The organism is Serratia sp. ID 25-353 (genome assembly GCF_054792795.1).
The window spans coordinates 3,910,789-3,933,253 of the sequence record NZ_CM139236.1 but is presented as its reverse complement, the minus strand read 5'-3'; the positions used below and the strand labels follow the sequence as shown (position 1 = coordinate 3,933,253).

The following is a 22,465-nucleotide window of genomic DNA, read 5'->3' as shown; positions in this document are numbered from 1 at the left end:
ATCTGATGTGACCGATATGGCGGCCCTGCGCGCCGAACAGCTGCGGCGCGCGGCTGAAGTCATTCGCTACGACGATCTGCCGGCCGAACCGCCGGCCTTCATCGCCGGCGCCGACGTGGGCTTCGAGCAAGAAGGGGCGGTGACGCGCGCCGCCATCGCCATCCTGCGCTATCCGTCGCTGGAGCTGGTGGAGTATCAGGTGGCGCGCATCGCCACCGTCATGCCCTATATCCCGGGCTTCCTGTCGTTTCGCGAATACCCGGCGCTGTTGGCCGCCTGGGCGCAGCTGCAGCAGAAACCGGGGCTGATCTTCGTCGATGGGCACGGCATTTCGCATCCGCGGCGTCTCGGCGTCGCCAGCCATTTCGGCCTGCTGGTCGATGTGCCGACCATCGGCGTGGCCAAGAAGCGCCTGTGCGGCAAATTTGCGCCGCTGGACGCCGCCGTCGGCGCGCTGACGCCGTTGGAAGACAAGGGTGAACAGCTGGGCTGGGTGTGGCGCAGCAAGGCGCGTTGCAACCCGCTGTTCATCTCTACCGGCCATCGCGTGAGCGCCGACAGCGCGCTGGCGTGGGTGCAACGCTGCATGGCGGGCTACCGTTTACCGGAGCCGACCCGCTGGGCCGACGCCATCGCGTCGCGGCGCCCGGCGTTTCAGCGTTGGTTGCAGCAGCATCCGGAGGTGTCGCCATGAGCGATTTCGGGTACACTGCGCCGCAGATAACGCGTAAGAGAGTAAAGCATGCTACGTAACCCGATTCATTTACGTCTGGAACGGCACGAGGCTTGGCAACATTTGACCTTTATGGCCAGTTTGTGCGAGCGTATGTACCCGAATTACCAGATGTTCTGCAAACAGACCGAGTTCGGCGATCCGGCGGTTTATCGCCGCATTCTGGATTTGGTGTGGGAAACGCTGGTGGTGAAGGACGCCAAGGTCAACTTCGACAGCCAGCTCGAGAAGTTGGAAGAGGCGATTCCGTCGGCGGAAGATTACGATCTTTACGGCGTTTACCCGGCAATTGATGCCTGTATCGCATTAGGGGAACTGATCCATTCGCGGCTCGGCGGGGAGACGCTGGAGCACGCCATCGCCATCAGCGAAACATCGATTCGCACCGTGGCGATGTTGGAAATGACTCAAGCCGGTAAGGAAATGACCGACGAAGAGTTGGGAAGTTTGCCTGCGGTAGAGGAAGAATGGGACATTCAATGGGAAATTTTCCGCCTGTTGGACGCCTGTGAAGAGCGCGATATAGACCTGATCAAGGGGCTGCGATCCGACCTGCGAGAGGCGGGTGTCAGCAACATCGGGATAAATTTAGCGCAATAAGGCAACAAAACGTGATTTAACGCCTGATTTGTCATGCCTTAAGGCTTCACATCCGCACCCTGTCTGGTCTACATTTGGGGGGCGTAAAAAAAGTGGCTATCGGTGCGTGTATGCAGGAGAGTGCTGTCAATCGGCATATCCGTCGCACTCGATGCTTTGCAAACGATAAACACACTGTAAGGATAACTTATGAACAAGACTCAACTGATTGATGTAATCGCGGACAAGGCTGACCTTTCCAAAGCACAAGCTAAACTGGCTCTGGAATCCACCCTGGCTGCTATTACTGAGTCTCTGAAAGAAGGTGATGCAGTACAATTGGTTGGCTTCGGTACTTTCAAAGTAAACCATCGTAGCGAGCGCACTGGCCGCAACCCACAGACTGGCAAAGAAATCAAAATCGCAGCAGCCAACGTGCCTGCGTTCGTTTCTGGCAAAGCACTGAAAGACGCTGTTAAATAAGACCGCGCCTCGGTGAAAAGATTAAACAGAGGGGCGATGGCGCCCCTTTTGTTTACTCGTCGGGTGCTCATGGCCGCCGGCATCGCCCTCGGTCTGAGCGCCTGCAGTTTCCATTCCGATATTCCGAGCTTTACCGCCAGCGGCTTTGTGGCCGATCAGGGCGTGATACGCCTGTGGCGTAAAGACGATGAGCAACATCGCCCGCAGGTGCTGGTCAGCGTCTATAGCCCCTACCGGGGGCCGGGTACCATCACCACGCTGTACACCTATCAGGGCGACGTGCTGCGCCAAATCAAACGTAACGACGCCGACGGCGATCGGGACTCTATTCAACTGCGCTTTGCCGATGACGGCACGGTGAGCTTTATGCAGCGCCAGCTGGCGACACGCCGCGAACCGCTGACCAGCGATGAAATCGCCCTGTACCAATATCAGGCGCGGCGGATCCTCGAAGTGAGCAATGCACTGCGCGCCGGCAAGGTCAAATTGCTGCAGGGGCGTTGGATGCAGGGCGAGGTGCAAACCTGCGACGGCCAACGCATGAAACCGGGGCTGGACGCCGCCTCCATCGTCTGGATCGAGAAGCGTGCCCGCAGCAGCAGCCGGCCGGTGAGCGTCGCCTGGCTGGAAGCGCCGGAAGGCAGCGAACTGCTGCTGGTGGCGAACGACGATTTCTGCAGTTGGGAACCGAAAGAAGACCAGCTATAAAAAAGGCCCCGCGCTGCGGAGCCTCTCGTCATGACCTTATACGGTCAAATCACTTGCCGCGCGCAATCGCGCGATAACCGATGTCTTTGCGACAGAAGCTGCCCGGCCACTCAATGCCTTCGGCCAGCTGGTAGGCGCGTTGCTGCGCCTGCGCCACGGTGTCGCCCAGCGCGGTTACGCACAGCACGCGGCCGCCGCTGGTGACGACGTCATTGCCTTGCAGGCGTGTACCGGCATGGAAGACCTTGCCGTCGGCGCTTTCCTGCTGCGGCAATCCCTGGATCACCTCGCCGTTGCGATAGTCGCCCGGATAACCGCCGGCCGCCAGCACCACGCCGAGCGCAGGGCGTTCGTCCCAGTCAGAGCTCTTCTCGTTCAGGCGGCCTTCGGCACCCGCCAGGCACAGCTCCACCAGATCGGAACGCAGGCGCAGCATGATGGGCTGGGTTTCGGGATCGCCAAAACGACAGTTGAACTCGATCACTTTCGGTTGGCCATCGGCGGCGATCATCAGGCCGGCGTACAGGAAGCCGACGTAGGTGTTGCCTTCCGCCGCCATGCCGCGCACCGTCGGCCAGATCACCTGGTCCATGGCGCGCCGGTGGATTTCGTCGGTCACGACCGGCGCCGGGGAGTAGGCTCCCATGCCGCCGGTGTTCGGGCCGGTATCGCCGTCGCCGACGCGTTTGTGGTCCTGGCTGGTGGCCATCGGCACCACGTTCTCGCCGTCGACCATCACGATGAAGCTGGCTTCTTCGCCGTCGAGGAATTCTTCCACGACGATGCGATGACCGGCGTCGCCGAAGGCGTTGCCGGCCAGCATGTCACACACGGCTTCTTCCGCTTCTTGCAGCGTCATTGCGACGATCACGCCTTTACCGGCCGCCAGGCCATCGGCCTTGATGACGATCGGCGCGCCTTTGCGGCGCACATAGGCCAGTGCCGGCTCTACCTCGGTGAAGTTTTCATATTCGGCGGTCGGGATGCGGTGGCGCGCCAGGAAATCCTTGGTGAAGGCTTTGGAGCCTTCGAGCTGCGCGGCGGCCTGCGACGGGCCGAAGATTTTCAGGCCGGCGGCCTGGAAGGCGTCGACCACGCCGATCACCAGCGGCGCTTCCGGCCCGACGATGGTCAGACCGATGTCATGGCTCTGGGCGAAAGCGACCAGGGCAGGGATGTCGGTGGCGGCGATCGCCACGTTTTCCAGATTGGCTTCCAGCGCGGTGCCGGCATTGCCCGGCGCAACGTAGACTTTGTCCGCCAGCGGAGACTGGGCGGCTTTCCAGGCCAGCGCGTGTTCGCGCCCGCCGTTGCCGATAATCAAAATGTTCATCAGGGGCTCCACGAATGGCGTGCGCCGGAGCGCACGCGGCAAAAGGAATTAATGGCGGAAGTGACGCATGTCGGTGAAGAGCATCGCGATGCCGTGCTCGTTGGCGGCCGCGATCACTTCGTCGTCGCGGATCGAGCCGCCCGGCTGGATCACGCAGGTGATGCCGACCGCCGCCGCGGCATCGATGCCGTCGCGGAACGGGAAGAAGGCGTCGGAGGCCATGGCGGACCCTTTCACTTCCAGCCCTTCGTCGCCTGCTTTGATGCCGGCGATCTTGGCGGAATAAACGCGGCTCATCTGGCCGGCACCTATGCCGATGGTCATGTTGTCACGTGCATAAACGATGGCGTTGGATTTCACGAACTTGGCCACTTTCCAGCAAAACAGCGCGTCGCGCAGTTCCTGCTCGGTCGGCTGGCGCTCGGATACCACACGCAGATCGGCGGCGGTCACCATGCCCAGATCGCGATCCTGCACCAGCAGGCCGCCGTTGACGCGCTTGAAGTCCAGCCCCGCCACGCGTTGCTGCCACTGACCGCAGGCCAGCACGCGCACGTTCTGCTTGGCGGCCAGCAGGGAGCGTGCTTCCTGGGTGACGTTTGGCGCGATGATCACTTCCACGAATTGGCGGCTGATGATCGCCTGCGCGGTGGCGGCATCCAGCTCGCGGTTAAAGGCGATGATGCCGCCGAAGGCGGAGGTTGGGTCGGTTTGGTAAGCGCGCTCGTAAGCGGCCAGGATGTCGTCGCCGATCGCCACGCCGCAAGGGTTGGCGTGTTTGACGATCACGCAGGCCGGCTCGGCGAACTCTTTCACGCATTCCAGCGCGGCGTCGGTATCGGCGATGTTGTTATAAGACAGCGCCTTGCCCTGCAGCTGCTCGGCGGTCGCGACGGACGCTTCCTTTACCTCTTCTTCTATATAGAAGGCGGCCTGCTGGTGGCTGTTCTCACCGTAGCGCATATCCTGCTTCTTGATGTAGTTGAGGTTCAGGGTACGCGGGAAGCGGCCGGACGGCTGTTCGGTCTCGCCGTGGTACGCCGGCACCAGCGCGCCGAAGTAGTTGGCGATCATGCTGTCGTAGGCGGCGGTGTGCTCGAAGGCCTTGATGGCGAGATCGAAGCGGGTGGCATAGCGCAGCGAGCCGTCGTTGTTGTCCATCTCGGTAATGATGGCGGCGTAGTCGCTGCTCTTCACTACGATGGCGACGTCTTTATGGTTCTTGGCGGCGGAGCGCACCATGGTCGGGCCGCCGATATCGATATTCTCGACCGCGTCTTCCAGCGAGCAGTCCGCGCGCGCCACGGTTTGGGCGAACGGATACAGATTGACGACCACCATGTCGATAGGCTTGATGTCATGCTGATTCATGACGGCGTCGTCCTGGCCGCGGCGGCCAAGGATACCGCCGTGAACTTTCGGGTGCAGGGTCTTAACTCGTCCGTCCATCATTTCCGGGAAGCCGGTGTAGTCGGAAACTTCGGTAACGGGCAGACCGGCGTCTGCCAGCAGGCGAGCGGTGCCGCCGGTGGAGAGCAGTTCAACGCCGCGCTGGGAAAGCGCTTCGGCGAATTCAACGATACCGGCTTTGTCAGACACGCTGAGCAGGGCCCGGCGGATTGGACGAGGTTGTTGCATGGTTTTATCCCTTGGCTTTGAGTCGCAATTAAAGAGCGTTACGTGAATGTCCACCTCGTTCTCTCTATAAGGAAGGGTTTTTGCCTTATAAAGGGAGGGTCAGGCACATATTCAGGTAACGCCCCCATAAAAGGGGGATCGTTTCGTCGCGGGGAATTGTAGCGAAAACGTTTGCGTGGCGCTCGTAAATTTTCCGTACAAATCGCATCTGTGGATAACACTGTGTGCAAGTGGGTATAAGGCGGGGTTTTGCTGTGGAATGCAGCGAACGATCGTTTTTGCTGAAAATACCTGTTGCGGCCTGCGAGGAACTCCCTATAATGCGCCTCCATCGACACGGAACATGTGAACAACTTCACAGAGTATCCGGGGGTCGCAGAGAAAAAATCCTGAAAATTAGGGTTGACTCTGAAAGAGGAAAGCGTAATATACGCCACCTCGAGTTAGCAAGCGAAAGCGCCTAACTCACTGCTCTTTAACAATTTATCAGACAATCTGTGTGGGCACTCCACAAGACGATATCCAGCATCTTCGGATGCAAAAAAATATCAAGTCTTGAAGAGTGACTAACTGAAGTAAAATTCATGCAGTAAATCTTTGAGCATCGCTTCTCGAGTGGAAGCAAATCAAGCTTTTAATTGAAGAGTTTGATCATGGCTCAGATTGAACGCTGGCGGCAGGCTTAACACATGCAAGTCGAGCGGTAGCACAGGAGAGCTTGCTCTCTGGGTGACGAGCGGCGGACGGGTGAGTAATGTCTGGGAAACTGCCTGATGGAGGGGGATAACTACTGGAAACGGTAGCTAATACCGCATAACGTCGCAAGACCAAAGAGGGGGACCTTCGGGCCTCTTGCCATCAGATGTGCCCAGATGGGATTAGCTAGTAGGTGGGGTAATGGCTCACCTAGGCGACGATCCCTAGCTGGTCTGAGAGGATGACCAGCCACACTGGAACTGAGACACGGTCCAGACTCCTACGGGAGGCAGCAGTGGGGAATATTGCACAATGGGCGCAAGCCTGATGCAGCCATGCCGCGTGTGTGAAGAAGGCCTTCGGGTTGTAAAGCACTTTCAGCGAGGAGGAAGGTGGTGAACTTAATACGTTCATCAATTGACGTTACTCGCAGAAGAAGCACCGGCTAACTCCGTGCCAGCAGCCGCGGTAATACGGAGGGTGCAAGCGTTAATCGGAATTACTGGGCGTAAAGCGCACGCAGGCGGTTTGTTAAGTCAGATGTGAAATCCCCGGGCTCAACCTGGGAACTGCATTTGAAACTGGCAAGCTAGAGTCTCGTAGAGGGGGGTAGAATTCCAGGTGTAGCGGTGAAATGCGTAGAGATCTGGAGGAATACCGGTGGCGAAGGCGGCCCCCTGGACGAAGACTGACGCTCAGGTGCGAAAGCGTGGGGAGCAAACAGGATTAGATACCCTGGTAGTCCACGCTGTAAACGATGTCGATTTGGAGGTTGTGCCCTTGAGGCGTGGCTTCCGGAGCTAACGCGTTAAATCGACCGCCTGGGGAGTACGGCCGCAAGGTTAAAACTCAAATGAATTGACGGGGGCCCGCACAAGCGGTGGAGCATGTGGTTTAATTCGATGCAACGCGAAGAACCTTACCTACTCTTGACATCCAGAGAACTTTCCAGAGATGGATTGGTGCCTTCGGGAACTCTGAGACAGGTGCTGCATGGCTGTCGTCAGCTCGTGTTGTGAAATGTTGGGTTAAGTCCCGCAACGAGCGCAACCCTTATCCTTTGTTGCCAGCGGTTCGGCCGGGAACTCAAAGGAGACTGCCAGTGATAAACTGGAGGAAGGTGGGGATGACGTCAAGTCATCATGGCCCTTACGAGTAGGGCTACACACGTGCTACAATGGCATATACAAAGAGAAGCGACCTCGCGAGAGCAAGCGGACCTCATAAAGTATGTCGTAGTCCGGATTGGAGTCTGCAACTCGACTCCATGAAGTCGGAATCGCTAGTAATCGTAGATCAGAATGCTACGGTGAATACGTTCCCGGGCCTTGTACACACCGCCCGTCACACCATGGGAGTGGGTTGCAAAAGAAGTAGGTAGCTTAACCTTCGGGAGGGCGCTTACCACTTTGTGATTCATGACTGGGGTGAAGTCGTAACAAGGTAACCGTAGGGGAACCTGCGGTTGGATCACCTCCTTACCTAAAGATATTAGTTCGAGTGGCGTGCTCACACAGATTGTCTGATAGAAAGTAACGAGCAGAAATACCTTTATAGGCTTGTAGCTCAGGTGGTTAGAGCGCACCCCTGATAAGGGTGAGGTCGGTGGTTCAAGTCCACTCAGGCCTACCACTTCTTCGAAGTGGAAAAGGTACTGCACGTGACTGTATGGGGCTATAGCTCAGCTGGGAGAGCGCCTGCCTTGCACGCAGGAGGTCAGCGGTTCGATCCCGCTTAGCTCCACCATATAGTCCGGTATTTCAATACTTCAGAGTATATTGGAAACAGTATGCTGCGAAGTATTTTGCTCTTTAACAATCTGGAACAAGCTGAAAATTGAAACATGACGGCTGAAATTTATCCCTCCGTAGAAGTACTGGGATAAAGAGTAACCTGTCATAGAGTCTCTCAAATGTTTGCAGCGCGAACGATGGAAACATCTTCGGGTTGTGAGGTTAAGTGACTAAGCGTACACGGTGGATGCCTAGGCAGTCAGAGGCGATGAAGGGCGTGCTAATCTGCGAAAAGCGTCGGTAAGGTGATATGAACCGTTACAACCGGCGATACCCGAATGGGGAAACCCAGTGTGTTTCGACACACTATCATGTCATGAATACATAGTGGCATGAGGCGAACCGGGGGAACTGAAACATCTAAGTACCCCGAGGAAAAGAAATCAACCGAGATTCCCCCAGTAGCGGCGAGCGAACGGGGAGGAGCCCAGAACCTGAATCGGCTTGTGTGTTAGTGGAAGCGTCTGGAAAGTCGCGCAGCAAAGGGTGATAGCCCCGTACACTAAAATGCACAGGTCGTGAGTTCGATGAGTAGGGCGGGACACGTGACATCCTGTCTGAATATGGGGGGACCATCCTCCAAGGCTAAATACTCCTGACTGACCGATAGTGAACCAGTACCGTGAGGGAAAGGCGAAAAGAACCCCGGCGAGGGGAGTGAAATAGAACCTGAAACCGTGTACGTACAAGCAGTGGGAGCACCTTCGTGGTGTGACTGCGTACCTTTTGTATAATGGGTCAGCGACTTATATTTTGTAGCAAGGTTAACCGTATAGGGGAGCCGTAGGGAAACCGAGTCTTAACTGGGCGAATAGTTGCAAGGTATAGACCCGAAACCCGGTGATCTAGCCATGGGCAGGTTGAAGGTTGGGTAACACTAACTGGAGGACCGAACCGACTAATGTTGAAAAATTAGCGGATGACTTGTGGCTGGGGGTGAAAGGCCAATCAAACCGGGAGATAGCTGGTTCTCCCCGAAAGCTATTTAGGTAGCGCCTCGTGAACTCATCTTCGGGGGTAGAGCACTGTTTCGGCTAGGGGGCCATCCCGGCTTACCAAACCGATGCAAACTCCGAATACCGAAGAATGTTATCACGGGAGACACACGGCGGGTGCTAACGTCCGTCGTGAAGAGGGAAACAACCCAGACCGCCAGCTAAGGTCCCAAAGTCATGGTTAAGTGGGAAACGATGTGGGAAGGCATAGACAGCCAGGATGTTGGCTTAGAAGCAGCCATCATTTAAAGAAAGCGTAATAGCTCACTGGTCGAGTCGGCCTGCGCGGAAGATGTAACGGGGCTAAACCATGCACCGAAGCTGCGGCAGCGACGCTTAGGCGTTGTTGGGTAGGGGAGCGTTCTGTAAGCCGTTGAAGGTGGCCTGTGAGGGTTGCTGGAGGTATCAGAAGTGCGAATGCTGACATAAGTAACGATAAAGCGGGTGAAAAGCCCGCTCGCCGGAAGACCAAGGGTTCCTGTCCAACGTTAATCGGGGCAGGGTGAGTCGACCCCTAAGGCGAGGCTGAAAAGCGTAGTCGATGGGAAACAGGTTAATATTCCTGTACTTGGTGTTACTGCGAAGGGGGGACGGAGAAGGCTAGGCTAGCCGGGCGACGGTTGTCCCGGTTTAAGCGTGTAGGGGGTGTGACCTGGTAAATCCGGTTGCATACTAACCCTGAGGCGTGATGACGATGCACTACGGTGCAGAAGTAGTTGATGCCCTGCTTCCAGGAAAAGCCTCTAAGCATCAGGTAACATTAAATCGTACCCCAAACCGACACAGGTGGTCAGGTAGAGAATACCAAGGCGCTTGAGAGAACTCGGGTGAAGGAACTAGGCAAAATGGTGCCGTAACTTCGGGAGAAGGCACGCTGGCATGTAGGTGAAGTCCCTTGCGGATGGAGCTGAAGCCAGTCGAAGATACCAGCTGGCTGCAACTGTTTAATAAAAACACAGCACTGTGCAAACACGAAAGTGGACGTATACGGTGTGACGCCTGCCCGGTGCTGGAAGGTTAATTGATGGGGTCAGCCGCAAGGCGAAGCTCTTGATCGAAGCCCCAGTAAACGGCGGCCGTAACTATAACGGTCCTAAGGTAGCGAAATTCCTTGTCGGGTAAGTTCCGACCTGCACGAATGGCGTAATGATGGCCAGGCTGTCTCCACCCGAGACTCAGTGAAATTGAACTCGCTGTGAAGATGCAGTGTACCCGCGGCAAGACGGAAAGACCCCGTGAACCTTTACTATAGCTTGACACTGAACATTGAGCCTTGATGTGTAGGATAGGTGGGAGGCTTTGAAGCGTGGACGCCAGTCTGCGTGGAGCCATCCTTGAAATACCACCCTTTAATGTTTGATGTTCTAACTCGGCCCCGTGATCCGGGGTGAGGACAGTGTCTGGTGGGTAGTTTGACTGGGGCGGTCTCCTCCCAAAGAGTAACGGAGGAGCACGAAGGTTAGCTAATCACGGTCGGACATCGTGAGGTTAGTGCAAAGGCATAAGCTAGCTTGACTGCGAGAGTGACGGCTCGAGCAGGTACGAAAGTAGGTCTTAGTGATCCGGTGGTTCTGAATGGAAGGGCCATCGCTCAACGGATAAAAGGTACTCCGGGGATAACAGGCTGATACCGCCCAAGAGTTCATATCGACGGCGGTGTTTGGCACCTCGATGTCGGCTCATCACATCCTGGGGCTGAAGTAGGTCCCAAGGGTATGGCTGTTCGCCATTTAAAGTGGTACGCGAGCTGGGTTTAGAACGTCGTGAGACAGTTCGGTCCCTATCTGCCGTGGGCGTTGGAAGATTGAGAGGGGTTGCTCCTAGTACGAGAGGACCGGAGTGAACGCACCACTGGTGTTCGGGTTGTCATGCCAATGGCATTGCCCGGTAGCTAAGTGCGGAAAAGATAAGCGCTGAAAGCATCTAAGCGCGAAACTTGCCTCAAGATGAGTCTTCCCTGGGCCTTTAAGGCCCCTGAAGGAACGTTTAAGACTAAGACGTTGATAGGCTGGGTGTGTAAGTGCAGCGATGCATTGAGCTAACCAGTACTAATGATCCGTGAGGCTTAACCTTACAACACCGAAGGTGTTTTTAGAGAGATTTTCAGCGAAGTTCCGAGATTGGTTCTGATGGCGACACGAGAGTGAAGCGGTTGGAATGAAACAGAATTTGCCTGGCGGCAATAGCGCGGTGGTCCCACCTGACCCCATGCCGAACTCAGAAGTGAAACGCCGTAGCGCCGATGGTAGTGTGGGGTCTCCCCATGCGAGAGTAGGACACTGCCAGGCATCAAACCAAGCCGAAAGCCCTGAACTGACGTTCAGGGCTTTTTGCTATGCGTAAAACGCAAAAAAGCGCAGCTACGCTGCGCTGCTTTTCCCAGCGTCTCTCCGACAGACAGCCAGAGAAAAGGCCCCGAAGGGCCTTTGATTAGGGTGTGTTTGCTTTTTTCACTTATTATTCGGTCAATGCGAGCTGCCCTGAGAGATGCCCAGCCCGGTCTGCGAACGGACAAACTGAGCCCGGAAGCGTTCCCGCTCCTGCTGCCCGGCCAGCGAACTGTCGGTGATCGAGAATAGCCAGGTACCGACAAAGGCCACGATCATCGAGAACAGCGCCGGGTATTCATACGGGTAAATCGGTTTTTCATGGCCTAGGATCTGCACCCAGATCGTCGGGCCGAGGATCATCAGAATCACCGCCGTCAACAGGCCCAGCCAGCCGCCAATCATCGCGCCGCGGGTAGTCAAACGTGACCAGTACATCGACAGAATGATAATAGGGAAGTTACAGCTGGCGGCGATGGAGAACGCCAACCCGACCATAAAGGCGATGTTCTGCTTCTCGAACAAAATCCCCAGGGCAATGGCGACAATGCCTAGCACCACAACGGTGATCTTGGATACTCTCAGTTCGTCGCGCTCGGTTGCCTTGCCGTTTTTCATCACGCTGGCGTACAGGTCATGGGAAACGGCCGAGGCGCCGGCCAGCGTCAGGCCCGCGACGACCGCCAGAATGGTGGCAAAGGCCACTGCCGAGATAAAGCCGAGGAAGAAGTTGCCGCCAACGGCATTGGCCAGGTGCACCGCCGCCATGTTGGTGCCGCCCAGCAGCGCGCCGGTGGCGTCTTTGAACGCCGGATTAGCGCTGACCAGCAAGATGGCGCCGAAGCCGATGATAAAGGTCAGAATATAGAAGTAACCGATAAAACCGGTGGCGTAGAACACGCTCTTGCGCGCTTCTTTGGCGTCGCTCACGGTGAAGAAGCGCATCAGGATATGCGGCAAACCGGCGGTGCCGAACATCAGCGCCAGGCCGAGTGACAGCGCGGAAATCGGATCGGACACCAGGCCGCCGGGGCTCATGATGGCGATGCCTTTCGGGTGCACCTTCACCGCTTCGGCGAACAGGGTATTGAAGTCGAAGTTAACCGACTTCATCACCATCAGCGCCATAAAGCTGGCGCCGGCCAGCAGCAGCACCGCCTTGATGATTTGCACCCAGGTGGTGGCCAACATGCCGCCAAACAGCACATACAGCACCATCAAAATGCCGACCAGGATCACCGCCACGTGGTAGTTGAGCCCGAACAGCAGCTGGATCAGCTTGCCGGCACCGACCATCTGCGCAATCAGATACAGCGCCACCACCACCAACGAGCCGCAGGCCGACAGGGTGCGGATCGGTTTCTGCTGCAGACGGTAAGAGGCGACGTCGGCAAAGGTATAACGGCCGAGGTTGCGCAGGCGCTCCGCGATCAGGAACAGAATGATCGGCCAGCCGATGAGGAAGCCGATGGAGTAGATCAGGCCGTCATAGCCGGAGGTGTAGACCAGGGCGGAGATACCGAGGAACGAAGCGGCGGACATGAAGTCGCCGGCGATCGCCAGGCCGTTTTGCAGGCCGGTGATGCGCCCGCCCGCGGTGTAGTAGTCCTGGCGGGAACGGGTGCGTTTGGAAGCCCAATAGGTAATATACAGGGTGGCGCCGACAAACAGGATAAACATCACGATCGCCTGGATGTTCAGCGGTTGACGATGCACTTCGCCGCCGATGGCGTCGGCGCAGGCCAGACCGGGCAGCAACAGCAGCGCGGCGGTGGACAATAAGCGCTTCATTGTTTCACCTCACGCAGGATTTCTGCGGTGAGGCGATCGAACTCGCCGTTGGCGCGAAACACGTAGATCCCTGTCAAGACGAAAGAGATCACGATCAGCCCGACACCGACCGGGATCCCGCGGGTGATGGTCGATCCGGCAGCGATCGGCGTGCCGAGCCATTGCGGATCGAAGGCGATCAACAGAATAAAGCCGACGTACAGCGCCAGCGTAATCAGTGAAAGCAGCCAGGCGAACCGGCCGCGTTTTCTCACCAGCTCTTTAAAGCGCGGGTTTTCTTCAATCCCTTGATAAATGGTGTCATTCATCAGAGTGTCTCCAGTCGGTATTGAGAGAGTACGCCGCGCCAGGGCCGCTCAACGGCACGTTATCCGAATGAGCGGCCTGAAGCGGCGTAAATTATGACGGCACTTTCATTGATTGTTTTTCTTCCAACAGCTTGTCGACTACGGCCGGATCCGCCAGCGTGGAGGTGTCCCCCAGGTTGCTGGTGTCGCCGGCGGCAATTTTGCGCAGGATACGCCGCATGATCTTGCCGGAGCGCGTTTTGGGCAGCGAATCTGTCCAGTGCAGCACGTCCGGCGTGGCGATCGGCCCTATCTCTTTGCGCACCCAGTTGCGCACTTCGGTATAGAGCTCCGGCGTCGGTTCTTCGCCGTGGTTCAGCGTGATGTAGGCGTAGATCGCCTGGCCTTTGATGTTGTGAGGAATACCGACCACTGCCGCTTCGGCGATTTTCGGGTGCGATACCAGCGCAGACTCGATCTCGGCGGTACCCAGACGGTGGCCGGAGACGTTCAGCACGTCGTCGACGCGTCCGGTGATCCAGTAGTAACCGTCCTCGTCGCGGCGAGCGCCGTCACCGCTGAAGTACATGCCTTTGAAGGTCGAGAAGTAGGTTTGCTCGAAGCGGTCATGATCGCCGAACAGGGTACGTGCCTGGCCCGGCCAGGAGTCGACGATCACCAGGTTGCCTTCGCAGGCGCCTTCCTGCGGTGTGCCGACGTTATCGACCAGCGCCGGCTGCACGCCGAAGAAAGGCCGCGTGGCGGAACCGGCCTTCAGCTCGGTAGCGCCCGGCAGCGGGGTAATCATGAAGCCGCCGGTTTCGGTTTGCCACCAGGTATCGACGATCGGGCACTTTGCGTTGCCTATCTTGTTGTAATACCACTCCCAGGCTTCCGGGTTGATCGGTTCACCGACCGAGCCCATGATGCGCAGCGAATCGCGTCGGGTGCCCTCGATCGCCTTGTCGCCTTCGGCCATCAGGGCGCGAATGGCGGTCGGCGCGGTATACAGAATGTTGACCTGGTGCTTGTCGATCACCTGCGACAGGCGATTGACGCCCGGATAGTTAGGCACGCCTTCGAACATCAGCGTGGTGGCGCCGCAGGCCAGCGGGCCGTACAGCAGATAGCTGTGGCCGGTGACCCAGCCCACGTCGGCGGTACACCAGTAAATGTCGCCGTCGTGATAGTCGAACACATACTTAAAGGTCATCGCGGCGTACACCAGGTAGCCGCCGGTGGTGTGCAGCACACCTTTCGGCTTGCCGGTCGAGCCGGAGGTGTACAGGATAAACAGCGGATCTTCGGCGTTCACTTCTTCCGGCGGGCAGTCGGCGGAAACGCCCTGAGTCAGCTCATGCCACCACAGATCGCGCCCTTCCTGCCAGTAACCCGGTTTCCCGGTGCGCTGGAATACCACCACGTTGGCCACGCTGACCACGCCGGGATTTTTCAGCGCATCGTCGACGTTCTTTTTCAGCGGTACGGCGCGGCCGGCGCGCAGGCCTTCATCGGCGGTGATGACCAGTTTGGCGTTGGAGTCGATAATGCGCCCGGCGACCGCTTCCGGCGAGAAACCGCCGAAGATCACCGAATGTACGGCGCCGATGCGCGCGCAGGCCAGCATCGCGACCGCCGCTTCCGGCACCATCGGCATATAGATAGCCACCACGTCGCCTTTTTTCACGCCGAGCTTTTTCAGCACGTTGGCGAACTGGCAGACGTCATGGTGCAGCTGTTTGTAAGTCACGTGCTTGGATTGGGTCGGGTCATCGCCTTCCCAGATAATGGCGGTCTGGTCGCCGCGCTCAGCCAGGTGGCGGTCCAAACAGTTGGCTGACAGGTTCAACGTGCCGTCTTCAAACCAACGAATGCTGACGTGGCCGGGATCGAACGAGGTATTTTTGACTTTGGTATAGGGTTTGATCCAGTCCAGGATTTTGCCATGCTCACCCCAGAAAGCCTCTGGGTCTTGAACCGACTGTTGATAATACTGTTGGTATTGTGCCGGATTAATCAGGGCGCGTTCTGCAATTGCAGAAGGAATAGCGTGTTTATGCAGTTGGCTCATAGCTTTTCTCCTTGAAGTTGTTAATAATATGTCAACTGAAGGTTAAGTATAGTTTGCTACGATTCTTTGTTTCTTTTTTGCGCGGCAGATCACGCAACAAAGATATTGATTTGTAATCGTTCTGTCGCATTTGCAGGACGTATCTATCTCTTTGGCGTTTAAATCATCATAAACCCGTGTTTTTAGCCAAAAACCCTTATCTAAAGAACAAAAAAGAATAAACAAAGGTAAAGTTATTTTCCTCGTGCCAAATAAGTCGGTGGAAAGGCCTGCGTTATTTCGCGCTATAAATCTTTTTGGATTATTTTTCGCTATTAATATTCGAAGTTGGTATTAACGCGATATAACGATGGACGGCATATCGTGAAATAACGTTTTATTAACCTTTAATTCCTGATGAAAGGTCGGGAGATACCCGAGGATATTCAGCCTGCAATATCGTTCGTTTTTTAATCGCAATATAAAGTAGCTCTGCATTTATAGAGGAGCATGTCACTCGGCCAATTCTCATTTATTTGACTTTTAAGTAACAAAATATAAACATTTGATGCGGACTAAATATGCAGAATGGGCGAAAAATAACGCATTTCAATTGTGTTCAAAAAAACGTCGTCGGCGCGGTTATGTACTTCATTGTATGAAAAATTATGTTTTTAATAACAACCAATTATGCCGTTTGAAATAGTTACGCGAAATTTTTGTGATTCGATTCAGCGCTCAACCCTGACAAATCAAGGCTTGCAGAGCATGCCGCCCGGATGATACAGATTTATACTGCGTTGCACCCAGGGCCGGTGAACGCTTCCACTGAATTAACATAAGCCTGTAATAAATGATTAAGTATTCTTTTCGCCGTGTTGCGACTTTGTACGGTGAAAAGAGTCTTTGAGGACTTTTTGGGTATGAAAAGTGTAAAAATTAGCCTGGCTTGGCAAATCCTGATCGCGTTGGTACTGGGTATTATTGTTGGCGCAGTGTTGCACAACCAGACCGAATCTCGTGAGTGGCTGGTGAGCAATATTCTCAGCCCGGCGGGTGATATCTTTATTCGCCTGATCAAGATGATTGTGGTGCCGATCGTTATTTCCACGCTGATCGTCGGTATTGCCGGCGTGGGGGATGCGAAAAAGCTGGGCCGCATCGGATTGAAAACCATTATTTACTTCGAAGTGATCACCACCATCGCCATCGTGGTGGGGTTGACGTTGGCCAACGTATTCCAACCTGGCCACGGCATCGATATGTCGACGCTGACCACGGTGGATATTTCGCAATATGAGAAAACCACCGAACAGGTGCAAAGCGGTTCGCACAGTCTGGTGGCGACCATTCTGTCGCTGATCCCGTCGAACGTCTTCTCGTCGATGGCCAAGGGCGACATGCTGCCGATTATCTTCTTCTCGGTGCTGTTTGGTCTGGGGCTGTCGTCGTTGCCGAAAGAGACCAAAGAGCCGTTGCTGAAGGTGTTCAAGGCGGTGTCCGAAAGCATGTTCAAAGTCACCCACATGATCATGCGCTATGCGCCTATCGGGGTGTTTGGCCTGATTTCGGTTACGGTAGCCAACTTCGGTTTCGCTTCGCTGCTGCCGCTGGCCAAGCTGGTGGTGCTGGTATACTTCGCCATCGCGTTCTTCGCCCTGGTGGTGCTGGGGGCGGTCGCCCGGCTGTGCAACCTGCGCATCTGGACGCTGATCCGCATCCTGAAAGACGAACTGATCCTGGCTTATTCCACCGCCAGCTCGGAAACGGTGCTGCCGCGCATCATCGAAAAGATGGAGGCTTACGGCGCGCCCAAGTCGATCACCAGCTTCGTGGTGCCGACCGGCTACTCCTTTAACCTGGATGGCTCGACGCTGTACCAGAGCATCGCCGCTATCTTTATCGCCCAGCTGTACGGCATCGAGCTGTCGTTGGGGCAAGAGATCGTGCTGGTGCTGACGCTGATGGTCACCTCGAAAGGGATTGCCGGCGTGCCGGGCGTCTCGTTCGTGGTGCTGCTGGCTACGCTGGGCAGCGTCGGCATTCCGCTGGAAGGCCTGGCGTTCATCGCCGGCGTGGACCGTATCCTGGATATGGCGCGCACCGCGCTGAACGTCGTGGGTAACGCGCTGGCGGTGCTGGTGATCGCCAAGTGGGAACACCAGTTCGATCGCAAGAAGGCGCTGGCCTACGAAACGGAGTTTCTGGCGCAGAAGGTGAAGCCGGCCAATCAGGCCTAATCATCGAACATCGCCGACGTTAAAACGCCCCAGGCAGCTGTGCCGGGGCGTTTTGCTTTTATGAGCCTTCTACCCGTCACTTTCTTTCCTCCGTCCCTACTGCGTGACTTGCATCCCCGCTTAACAGAATCTAAAGTGTTACCAAATTAATAGAAATGATAATAGATGTTATTATCATTTTCATTTGATGATGTATGGAGACATGCAAAAGCCGTTGAACGGCGGGTTACGCCCGTTCGGCGTCTTTATTCGGGCTTATCAAAGGTAGGTAACATGTCGGACACCGCTTTGGCCTCTGAATGGTTGCCGCTGGCGCCAGCGCAGCTTGATTTCTGGGAAGAACACACCTTGCACCCCGGGCAGACCCTGTCCACCGTCGCACACTGCACCGAACTGTGCGGTGCGGTAGAGGAAGAGACGCTCTGCCGGGCGATCGCCACCACCCTCGCCGAGACGCAGGCGTTTGCCCTGCGCTTTGGTGAGCGGCGTGGCGATGCTCCTCCGCCGTTACGGCACGATCCACAGCGTATACCGCCATTACAACGCATCGATCTGCAAACGCACGGCGATCCCTGGCAGGCGGCGCAAAACCTGATGCGCGAAGATATCGCGCAGCGCCGGGCGCTGCACAGCGAGCCGCTAGCCGCCGCCTGGCTGCTCAAGCTGGGGCCGGAGCGCTACCTCTGGTACGTGCGTGCGCACCATATTCTGGTTGATGGCTTCGGCATGGCCTTGATTGAACACCGCTGCGCCGCGTTATATGCGCACTATCTGGGTGAAGGCAGCGCGGGTATGCCCCTGGGCACCTTCGACGCCTTTCAACAGGCCGAGCTGGCCTACGCTGATTCTGAGCGATGCGAGCGCGATCGGCGCTTTTGGCAAACCTACCTGCCGCTGTCGCAGGCGCTGCCGACGGTGCGCAAGGGTGGTGAGGCCTATGGCGTGCGGCGTCTGAGCACTCACCACCGGCTGCCGGCGGCGGTATCGCAACGACTGGCGCAGCTGGCGGAGCGCAGCGGCATCAATTGGCCCGACTTACTGGTGGCGCTGTCGGCGGCCTGGCTGTTTCAGGTGATGCCGCGCGACACCCGGCAAGGCGATACGCTGCCGATGTGGATGCCGGCGATGAATCGCCGCGGGCAGGCCGCCACCAACGTGCCTTCATTGGCGGTCAACACTCTGCCGCTGCTGGTGTCGCCACCCCCGTCGGCGACGCTGGGAGATTTTCTGACGATGATGGCGCAGCTGCTGCGGGAGCTGCGCAGCCATGCCGGCTACCGCCTGCGTCAACTGGCCGCCGATCGCGGCGTGGAGCCAGGTTCGCGCTTCTTTATTTCCCCCTTCATCAATGTGCAACCCTTCGATGCGCCCCGCTTTACCGGCTGTAGCGGCACCCGCAGCGTATTGGCCGGCGGCTCGGGCGACGGTTTTAACCTGACTTATCGCGGCCGCACCGACGCCCGCGATCTGCAGGTGGATATCGATATCTATCTGGAGCAGTTCCCGACGGAGGATGCGCTGGACTATGGCGAGGCGCTGCAAGAGTTTCTGATGCGCGCGCTGCAGCGGGAGGCCTGGGAGCAACCGCTGGCGGCCCTGACGGCGTTGCCCGCCTGATAAAATGCGGGCGGGGGATGACCCCGCCCGAGTGATGTGGTTTCAGCTGGCCAGCAACGCCGCCACTTCGCGCGCGTTCTTGCACGGCAGGAGCGAACTGCTTACCAGACGGGTGCCGAAAGCGTCATTGAGGCGTGCCGCTACCTGTTTGATATGCGGTAGCTTCAGCCCCATGGCGATAAACGCCGTCTCTTCCCCCCATTCCGGGCGCGGCGTCACGCCGATCGCCTGCCAGTAAATGGTCAGGATCTCTGCGCTGCGGGCCAACGGTGCGTTCGGCGGCGGGGCCGCGCAGGCGTTCAACGCCGGTGCGGTTTGCTGGTGGCTCAGGTCGGCGCGGATACGATGGCGGTCGGTTTTACCGTTGGCGGACAACGGCAGCGCCTCGGCATGGATAAAGCGCGTAGGAATATGGGTACAGGGCAGATAGCCGGTGGCGAAGGCGCGGATCTCGGACAGCGGCAGCGGTTTGCCGTCGCGGGTCAGATACAGGGCGCCGAGCGCCGCCTCGTTGTTCTCTCCGCTGGGGTAATCCACCACCACCATATCCAGGATCGCCGGATGGCGGCGCAGCACGTCTTCGATTTCCGGCAGCGAGACGCGCACGCCGCGGATCTTCACATAGCCGTTCACCCGGGTGGCGAACATGATGTTGCCGTCCGTTCGGTAGTAGCCCTGATCGCCGGTGCGGAAAGCGCGCAGCGGTTGCCCGTCCGGCCCTTCGAGGGTGACGAAGTCATGCTGCTTCAGCTCCCCCTGTTCCAGATAGCCTAACGCCAGGTTCACCCCGGCGGTATGAATGCGGCCGACCACGCCGGCCGGGCAGTGGCTGCCGTCGTCATGGCAGATGAAGTAGCGGTTGGCCGGCAGCGGGCGGCCGTAAGGCACGGTGCCGCTCTCCTGCGGGGCGATCGGGTGCCAGATGCTCCAGATGGTGGTTTCGGTCGGTCCGCCGAGTGAGAACAGCGCGAGATCCGGGCGCAAGGTGCGCAGGGTTTGCACCGTCGCCGGCTTGATATAGTCGCCGCCTTGCGCCACCAGGCGCAGCGAGCGCAGGCTGTCGGCCGTTTTGCAGGTGAGCAGCATCTCCAGAATGGCGGGCACCGAACACCACAGGCTAACCCGGTGCTTTTCCACCAACTGGTTCCAGCTGATGGCGTCTTTTTCCTGATGCGGCGCCGGCAGCACCAGCGTGGCGCCGGCGCACAGCGAACCAAACAGATCGAACATCGACATGTCATGGTGCGGCGGCGTGACGGAAATGAAGACGTCGTCGGCGGTGACCGCCCAGCGCTGCTGGGTCTGGTGGACGACGTTGGCGGTGGCGCGGTTGTTGAGCACCACGCATTTGGGCTTACCGGTGGTGCCGGAGGTATACAGGTAGTAGCTCGCGGCCAGGCTGGCGCTGCGTTCAACCAGCGTCTGCTCATCCGGCAGCGCAGGCGCGCGATCCGTCGGCGCCAGCAGGGTCGCCGGCGTCACGCCGATCGGCGTCTCCAGATCGCCGCCGTGCACCACCAGCGTCGGCCGGCAGTTTTCCAGCAGGTAGGCGGTGCGTTCCGGCGGCGAGTTGATATCGACAGGCACCCAGATCACGCCCTGCAGGGCGCAGGCGAGGCTGAGGATGATCTGTTCCGGGCTGCGCGGCAGATACAGTGCCACCACGTTGCCCGTCTGCACGCCGCGGCTCTGCAGGTTGGCGATCGCCGTGGCGATCCGCTGGCCCAGCTCGCGGTAGGCCAGCGTCTGTTCACCGCAGATCAGCGCGTTGCCGCCGTTTTGTGCGCCAAACAGCCGCTCGGCCAGCTGCGCCAGATAAGGATAAGGTGCGTAATTCGCTTCGCTGTCGTTGTGACGGTAATGCGCCAGATCGATGAAGTCCCGCGGTGCGATCGCCAGGTCGGCCCGTTGGCAGCTGTGCAGGATGCGTCGCTGCAATGCCGCCAGCATGGCTTCTACCTGCTCGCCATGCAGCGCCTGCTCGGCGTAGTCCACGCACAGCTGCAGGTTTTTTTCGCTGTCCAGCGTCAGGCGAATGTCGATGGCGACCTGCGGCGTTTGGGTCAGGCCGTCGTGGAAGCGTACCGGCGCTTCGGCCGGCAGCGTTTCCCAGCCCAGACAATTGGTCAGGATCACCGGCAGCGCCGGGCCGCCCTGGCTTTGGCCGAGCAACTGCCGCGCCAGATCGACGCCGGAAAACGTCAGGTGGTCGAGCGCGCCGAGCACGTCGTCCTGCAGGGCTTGCGCGCGCTGGATAAAATCTTCGCCGTGACGGGAATAGCGCACCGCCACGAAGCTGGAGGCGTTGCCTAGGGCGCCGTCGGCGGCGGGGAATGCCACCGGCACGCCGACGCACAGCTCGCCGTCGGTGGTCCAGTGGGCCAGCGTATCGAGGATCAGCACCGACAGCAGGCTGTTACGCAGCAGCGCATGCGGCGATCCCAGACGGCCGAGTTGTTTTATCGTATCGTGCGGCAGCGTCAGGCTGGCGCGGCGATAGTGTGACGAGGTGAGATTGGCGAGCGGGGCGCGCCACGGCAATGCCGACGGGGTGGTGACATCCTGAAGCTTTTCGCGCCAGTAGGCGGCATCGGCCTGCCGCTGCGCCGCCGGTGCGGCGGGGGGCGGCAGCGCAGCGGCGGTCGGCGCCAGAGGGCGATCGTCAAACAGGCGAGCGATCACGGTGGAGATCCCCTGGCCGTCGAGGATCAACGCATCGAAGCTGGTGAAGATCAGCGTATCGTACGGCGATCCCGTCGGATCCTGCTGTTCGGCCCGTTGGATCACGGCGATGCGCCACAGCGGTTGGCTCGGATCGTGGCGCTGGTGGGAGTATCGCTCGCGCAGCTGTTCGACCTGGCGCTGCGACGCTTCGCCATCAAGGGCACGCAGATCGTGACGATCCAAATGCAGCGTCACCTCCGGTCGTACGTGCTGCGTGCCGCGCTGCACATCGATGCAGGTGCGCAACGCCGGGTAGTGCTGTACCAGCTCGGTCAGGCGCGCTTCAAGGCGCGGTACATCCAGCTGCCGGGCGCGGTATTCGCGAAAGTCGTGCATCGCCACGCCGCCGAGCGGCCATCGATCGCTGCGGCCCAGAAGATAGGCCTGCTGCAGTGCGGTTAATGCTGTCTCCATGGTACTTCCCTATAGTCGCTAACCGATTAAAACGAGCCGGGCGTCGCGCGCCCGGAA

Annotated in this window: 12 protein-coding genes, 2 tRNA genes and 3 rRNA genes; 11 read left to right on the top strand and 6 right to left on the bottom strand. The window is 58.1% G+C overall.

Features of this window, described 5'->3' with window-relative positions; all coding sequences use genetic code 11:
* The first annotated feature begins 7 nt into the window (after positions 1-7).
* The 4 genes from nfi to ACYF6X_RS18950 all read left to right on the top strand — a co-directional run bounded on the left by nfi (position 8) and on the right by ACYF6X_RS18950 (position 2,503).
* Positions 8-694 carry a deoxyribonuclease V gene (gene nfi, locus ACYF6X_RS18965; protein WP_107228108.1) on the top strand — a complete coding sequence of 229 codons (687 nt, stop codon included), beginning with the start codon at positions 8-10 and terminating at the stop codon, positions 692-694.
* Positions 695-742: 48 nt separating this feature from the next.
* The gene (locus ACYF6X_RS18960) at positions 743-1,333 is read left to right on the top strand and encodes a YjaG family protein (RefSeq protein WP_025304951.1); all 591 of its coding nucleotides are present in this window, start codon (positions 743-745) and stop codon (positions 1,331-1,333) included.
* A gap of 189 nt (positions 1,334-1,522) precedes the next feature.
* Entirely contained in the window at positions 1,523-1,795 is a 273-nt protein-coding gene (gene hupA / locus ACYF6X_RS18955) for a nucleoid-associated protein HU-alpha (protein WP_004929874.1), read from the top strand.
* A gap of 36 nt (positions 1,796-1,831) precedes the next feature.
* Positions 1,832-2,503 (top strand): DUF1481 domain-containing protein, encoded by a 672-nt coding sequence (locus ACYF6X_RS18950; RefSeq protein WP_080473446.1) that lies wholly within the window; start codon positions 1,832-1,834, stop codon positions 2,501-2,503.
* Positions 2,504-2,552: 49 nt separating this feature from the next.
* Here ACYF6X_RS18950 and purD read toward each other — a convergent pair whose 3' ends face one another.
* Together purD and purH are read right to left on the bottom strand one after the other, a co-directional pair.
* Positions 2,553-3,836: a phosphoribosylamine--glycine ligase gene (purD, locus tag ACYF6X_RS18945; protein ID WP_130018802.1), complete on the bottom strand. Its 1,284-nt coding sequence runs from the start codon at positions 3,834-3,836 to the stop codon at positions 2,553-2,555.
* A gap of 48 nt (positions 3,837-3,884) precedes the next feature.
* Positions 3,885-5,474 carry a bifunctional phosphoribosylaminoimidazolecarboxamide formyltransferase/IMP cyclohydrolase gene (purH, locus tag ACYF6X_RS18940; RefSeq protein WP_107228105.1) on the bottom strand — a complete coding sequence of 530 codons (1,590 nt, stop codon included), beginning with the start codon at positions 5,472-5,474 and terminating at the stop codon, positions 3,885-3,887.
* 635 nt (positions 5,475-6,109) lie between these two features.
* Between purH and ACYF6X_RS18935 the strand changes: the two genes are divergently transcribed.
* From ACYF6X_RS18935 to rrf, 5 genes are all read left to right on the top strand, one after another.
* A 16S ribosomal RNA gene (locus ACYF6X_RS18935) occupies positions 6,110-7,651 on the top strand.
* Between the two features lie 74 nt (positions 7,652-7,725).
* Positions 7,726-7,802: transfer RNA gene (locus tag ACYF6X_RS18930), tRNA-Ile, on the top strand.
* A 38-nt stretch (positions 7,803-7,840) separates the two neighbouring features.
* Positions 7,841-7,916, top strand: a tRNA-Ala gene (locus ACYF6X_RS18925).
* Positions 7,917-8,123: 207 nt separating this feature from the next.
* A 23S ribosomal RNA gene (locus tag ACYF6X_RS18920) occupies positions 8,124-11,031 on the top strand.
* 99 nt (positions 11,032-11,130) lie between these two features.
* A 5S ribosomal RNA gene (gene rrf / locus ACYF6X_RS18915) occupies positions 11,131-11,246 on the top strand.
* Together the 16S, 23S and 5S rRNA genes with 2 tRNA genes alongside form the textbook arrangement of a ribosomal RNA operon.
* Positions 11,247-11,423: 177 nt before the next feature.
* Here rrf and actP read toward each other — a convergent pair.
* From actP to acs, 3 genes are all read right to left on the bottom strand, one after another.
* Positions 11,424-13,076, bottom strand: a complete 1,653-nt coding sequence (actP, locus tag ACYF6X_RS18910) for a cation/acetate symporter ActP (RefSeq protein ID WP_063988402.1) — start codon at positions 13,074-13,076, stop codon at positions 11,424-11,426.
* Positions 13,073-13,384, bottom strand: coding sequence for a DUF485 domain-containing protein (locus ACYF6X_RS18905; protein ID WP_004930047.1), 312 nt, complete (start codon positions 13,382-13,384; stop codon positions 13,073-13,075). Before ACYF6X_RS18905 ends, actP begins: the two co-directional genes overlap by 4 nt.
* A gap of 91 nt (positions 13,385-13,475) precedes the next feature.
* On the bottom strand, positions 13,476-15,434 hold the full coding sequence (acs, locus tag ACYF6X_RS18900; protein WP_107226601.1) for an acetate--CoA ligase: 1,959 nt from the start codon (positions 15,432-15,434) through the stop codon (positions 13,476-13,478).
* Positions 15,435-16,336: 902 nt separating this feature from the next.
* On the opposite strand from acs, the gene gltP reads away from it, so the two are divergent.
* On the top strand, positions 16,337-17,653 hold the full coding sequence (gene gltP, locus ACYF6X_RS18895; protein WP_063988404.1) for a glutamate/aspartate:proton symporter GltP: 1,317 nt from the start codon (positions 16,337-16,339) through the stop codon (positions 17,651-17,653).
* 273 nt (positions 17,654-17,926) lie between these two features.
* Positions 17,927-19,270: a condensation domain-containing protein gene (locus ACYF6X_RS18890; RefSeq protein WP_130018653.1), complete on the top strand. Its 1,344-nt coding sequence runs from the start codon at positions 17,927-17,929 to the stop codon at positions 19,268-19,270.
* A gap of 42 nt (positions 19,271-19,312) precedes the next feature.
* Here the strand turns inward: ACYF6X_RS18890 and ACYF6X_RS18885 are convergent, their stop codons facing one another.
* Positions 19,313-22,408, bottom strand: coding sequence for an amino acid adenylation domain-containing protein (locus ACYF6X_RS18885; RefSeq protein ID WP_130018652.1), 3,096 nt, complete (start codon positions 22,406-22,408; stop codon positions 19,313-19,315).
* Positions 22,409-22,465 lie beyond the last annotated feature (57 nt).

Bases quoted from the DNA above. Each gene is read 5' to 3' on its own strand.
- ACYF6X_RS18960 (WP_025304951.1), top strand. From the start codon at position 743: ATGCTACGTAACCCGATTCATTTACGTCTGGAACGGCACGAGGCTTGG.
- hupA (WP_004929874.1), top strand. From the start codon at position 1,523: ATGAACAAGACTCAACTGATTGATGTAATCGCGGACAAGGCTGACCTT.
- ACYF6X_RS18950 (WP_080473446.1), top strand. From the start codon at position 1,832: ATGGCGCCCCTTTTGTTTACTCGTCGGGTGCTCATGGCCGCCGGCATC.
- purD (WP_130018802.1), bottom strand. From the start codon at position 3,836: ATGAACATTTTGATTATCGGCAACGGCGGGCGCGAACACGCGCTGGCC.
- purH (WP_107228105.1), bottom strand. From the start codon at position 5,474: ATGCAACAACCTCGTCCAATCCGCCGGGCCCTGCTCAGCGTGTCTGAC.
- actP (WP_063988402.1), bottom strand. From the start codon at position 13,076: ATGAAGCGCTTATTGTCCACCGCCGCGCTGCTGTTGCTGCCCGGTCTG.
- ACYF6X_RS18905 (WP_004930047.1), bottom strand. From the start codon at position 13,384: ATGAATGACACCATTTATCAAGGGATTGAAGAAAACCCGCGCTTTAAA.
- acs (WP_107226601.1), bottom strand. From the start codon at position 15,434: ATGAGCCAACTGCATAAACACGCTATTCCTTCTGCAATTGCAGAACGC.
- gltP (WP_063988404.1), top strand. From the start codon at position 16,337: ATGAAAAGTGTAAAAATTAGCCTGGCTTGGCAAATCCTGATCGCGTTG.
- ACYF6X_RS18890 (WP_130018653.1), top strand. From the start codon at position 17,927: ATGTCGGACACCGCTTTGGCCTCTGAATGGTTGCCGCTGGCGCCAGCG.
- ACYF6X_RS18885 (WP_130018652.1), bottom strand. From the start codon at position 22,408: ATGGAGACAGCATTAACCGCACTGCAGCAGGCCTATCTTCTGGGCCGC.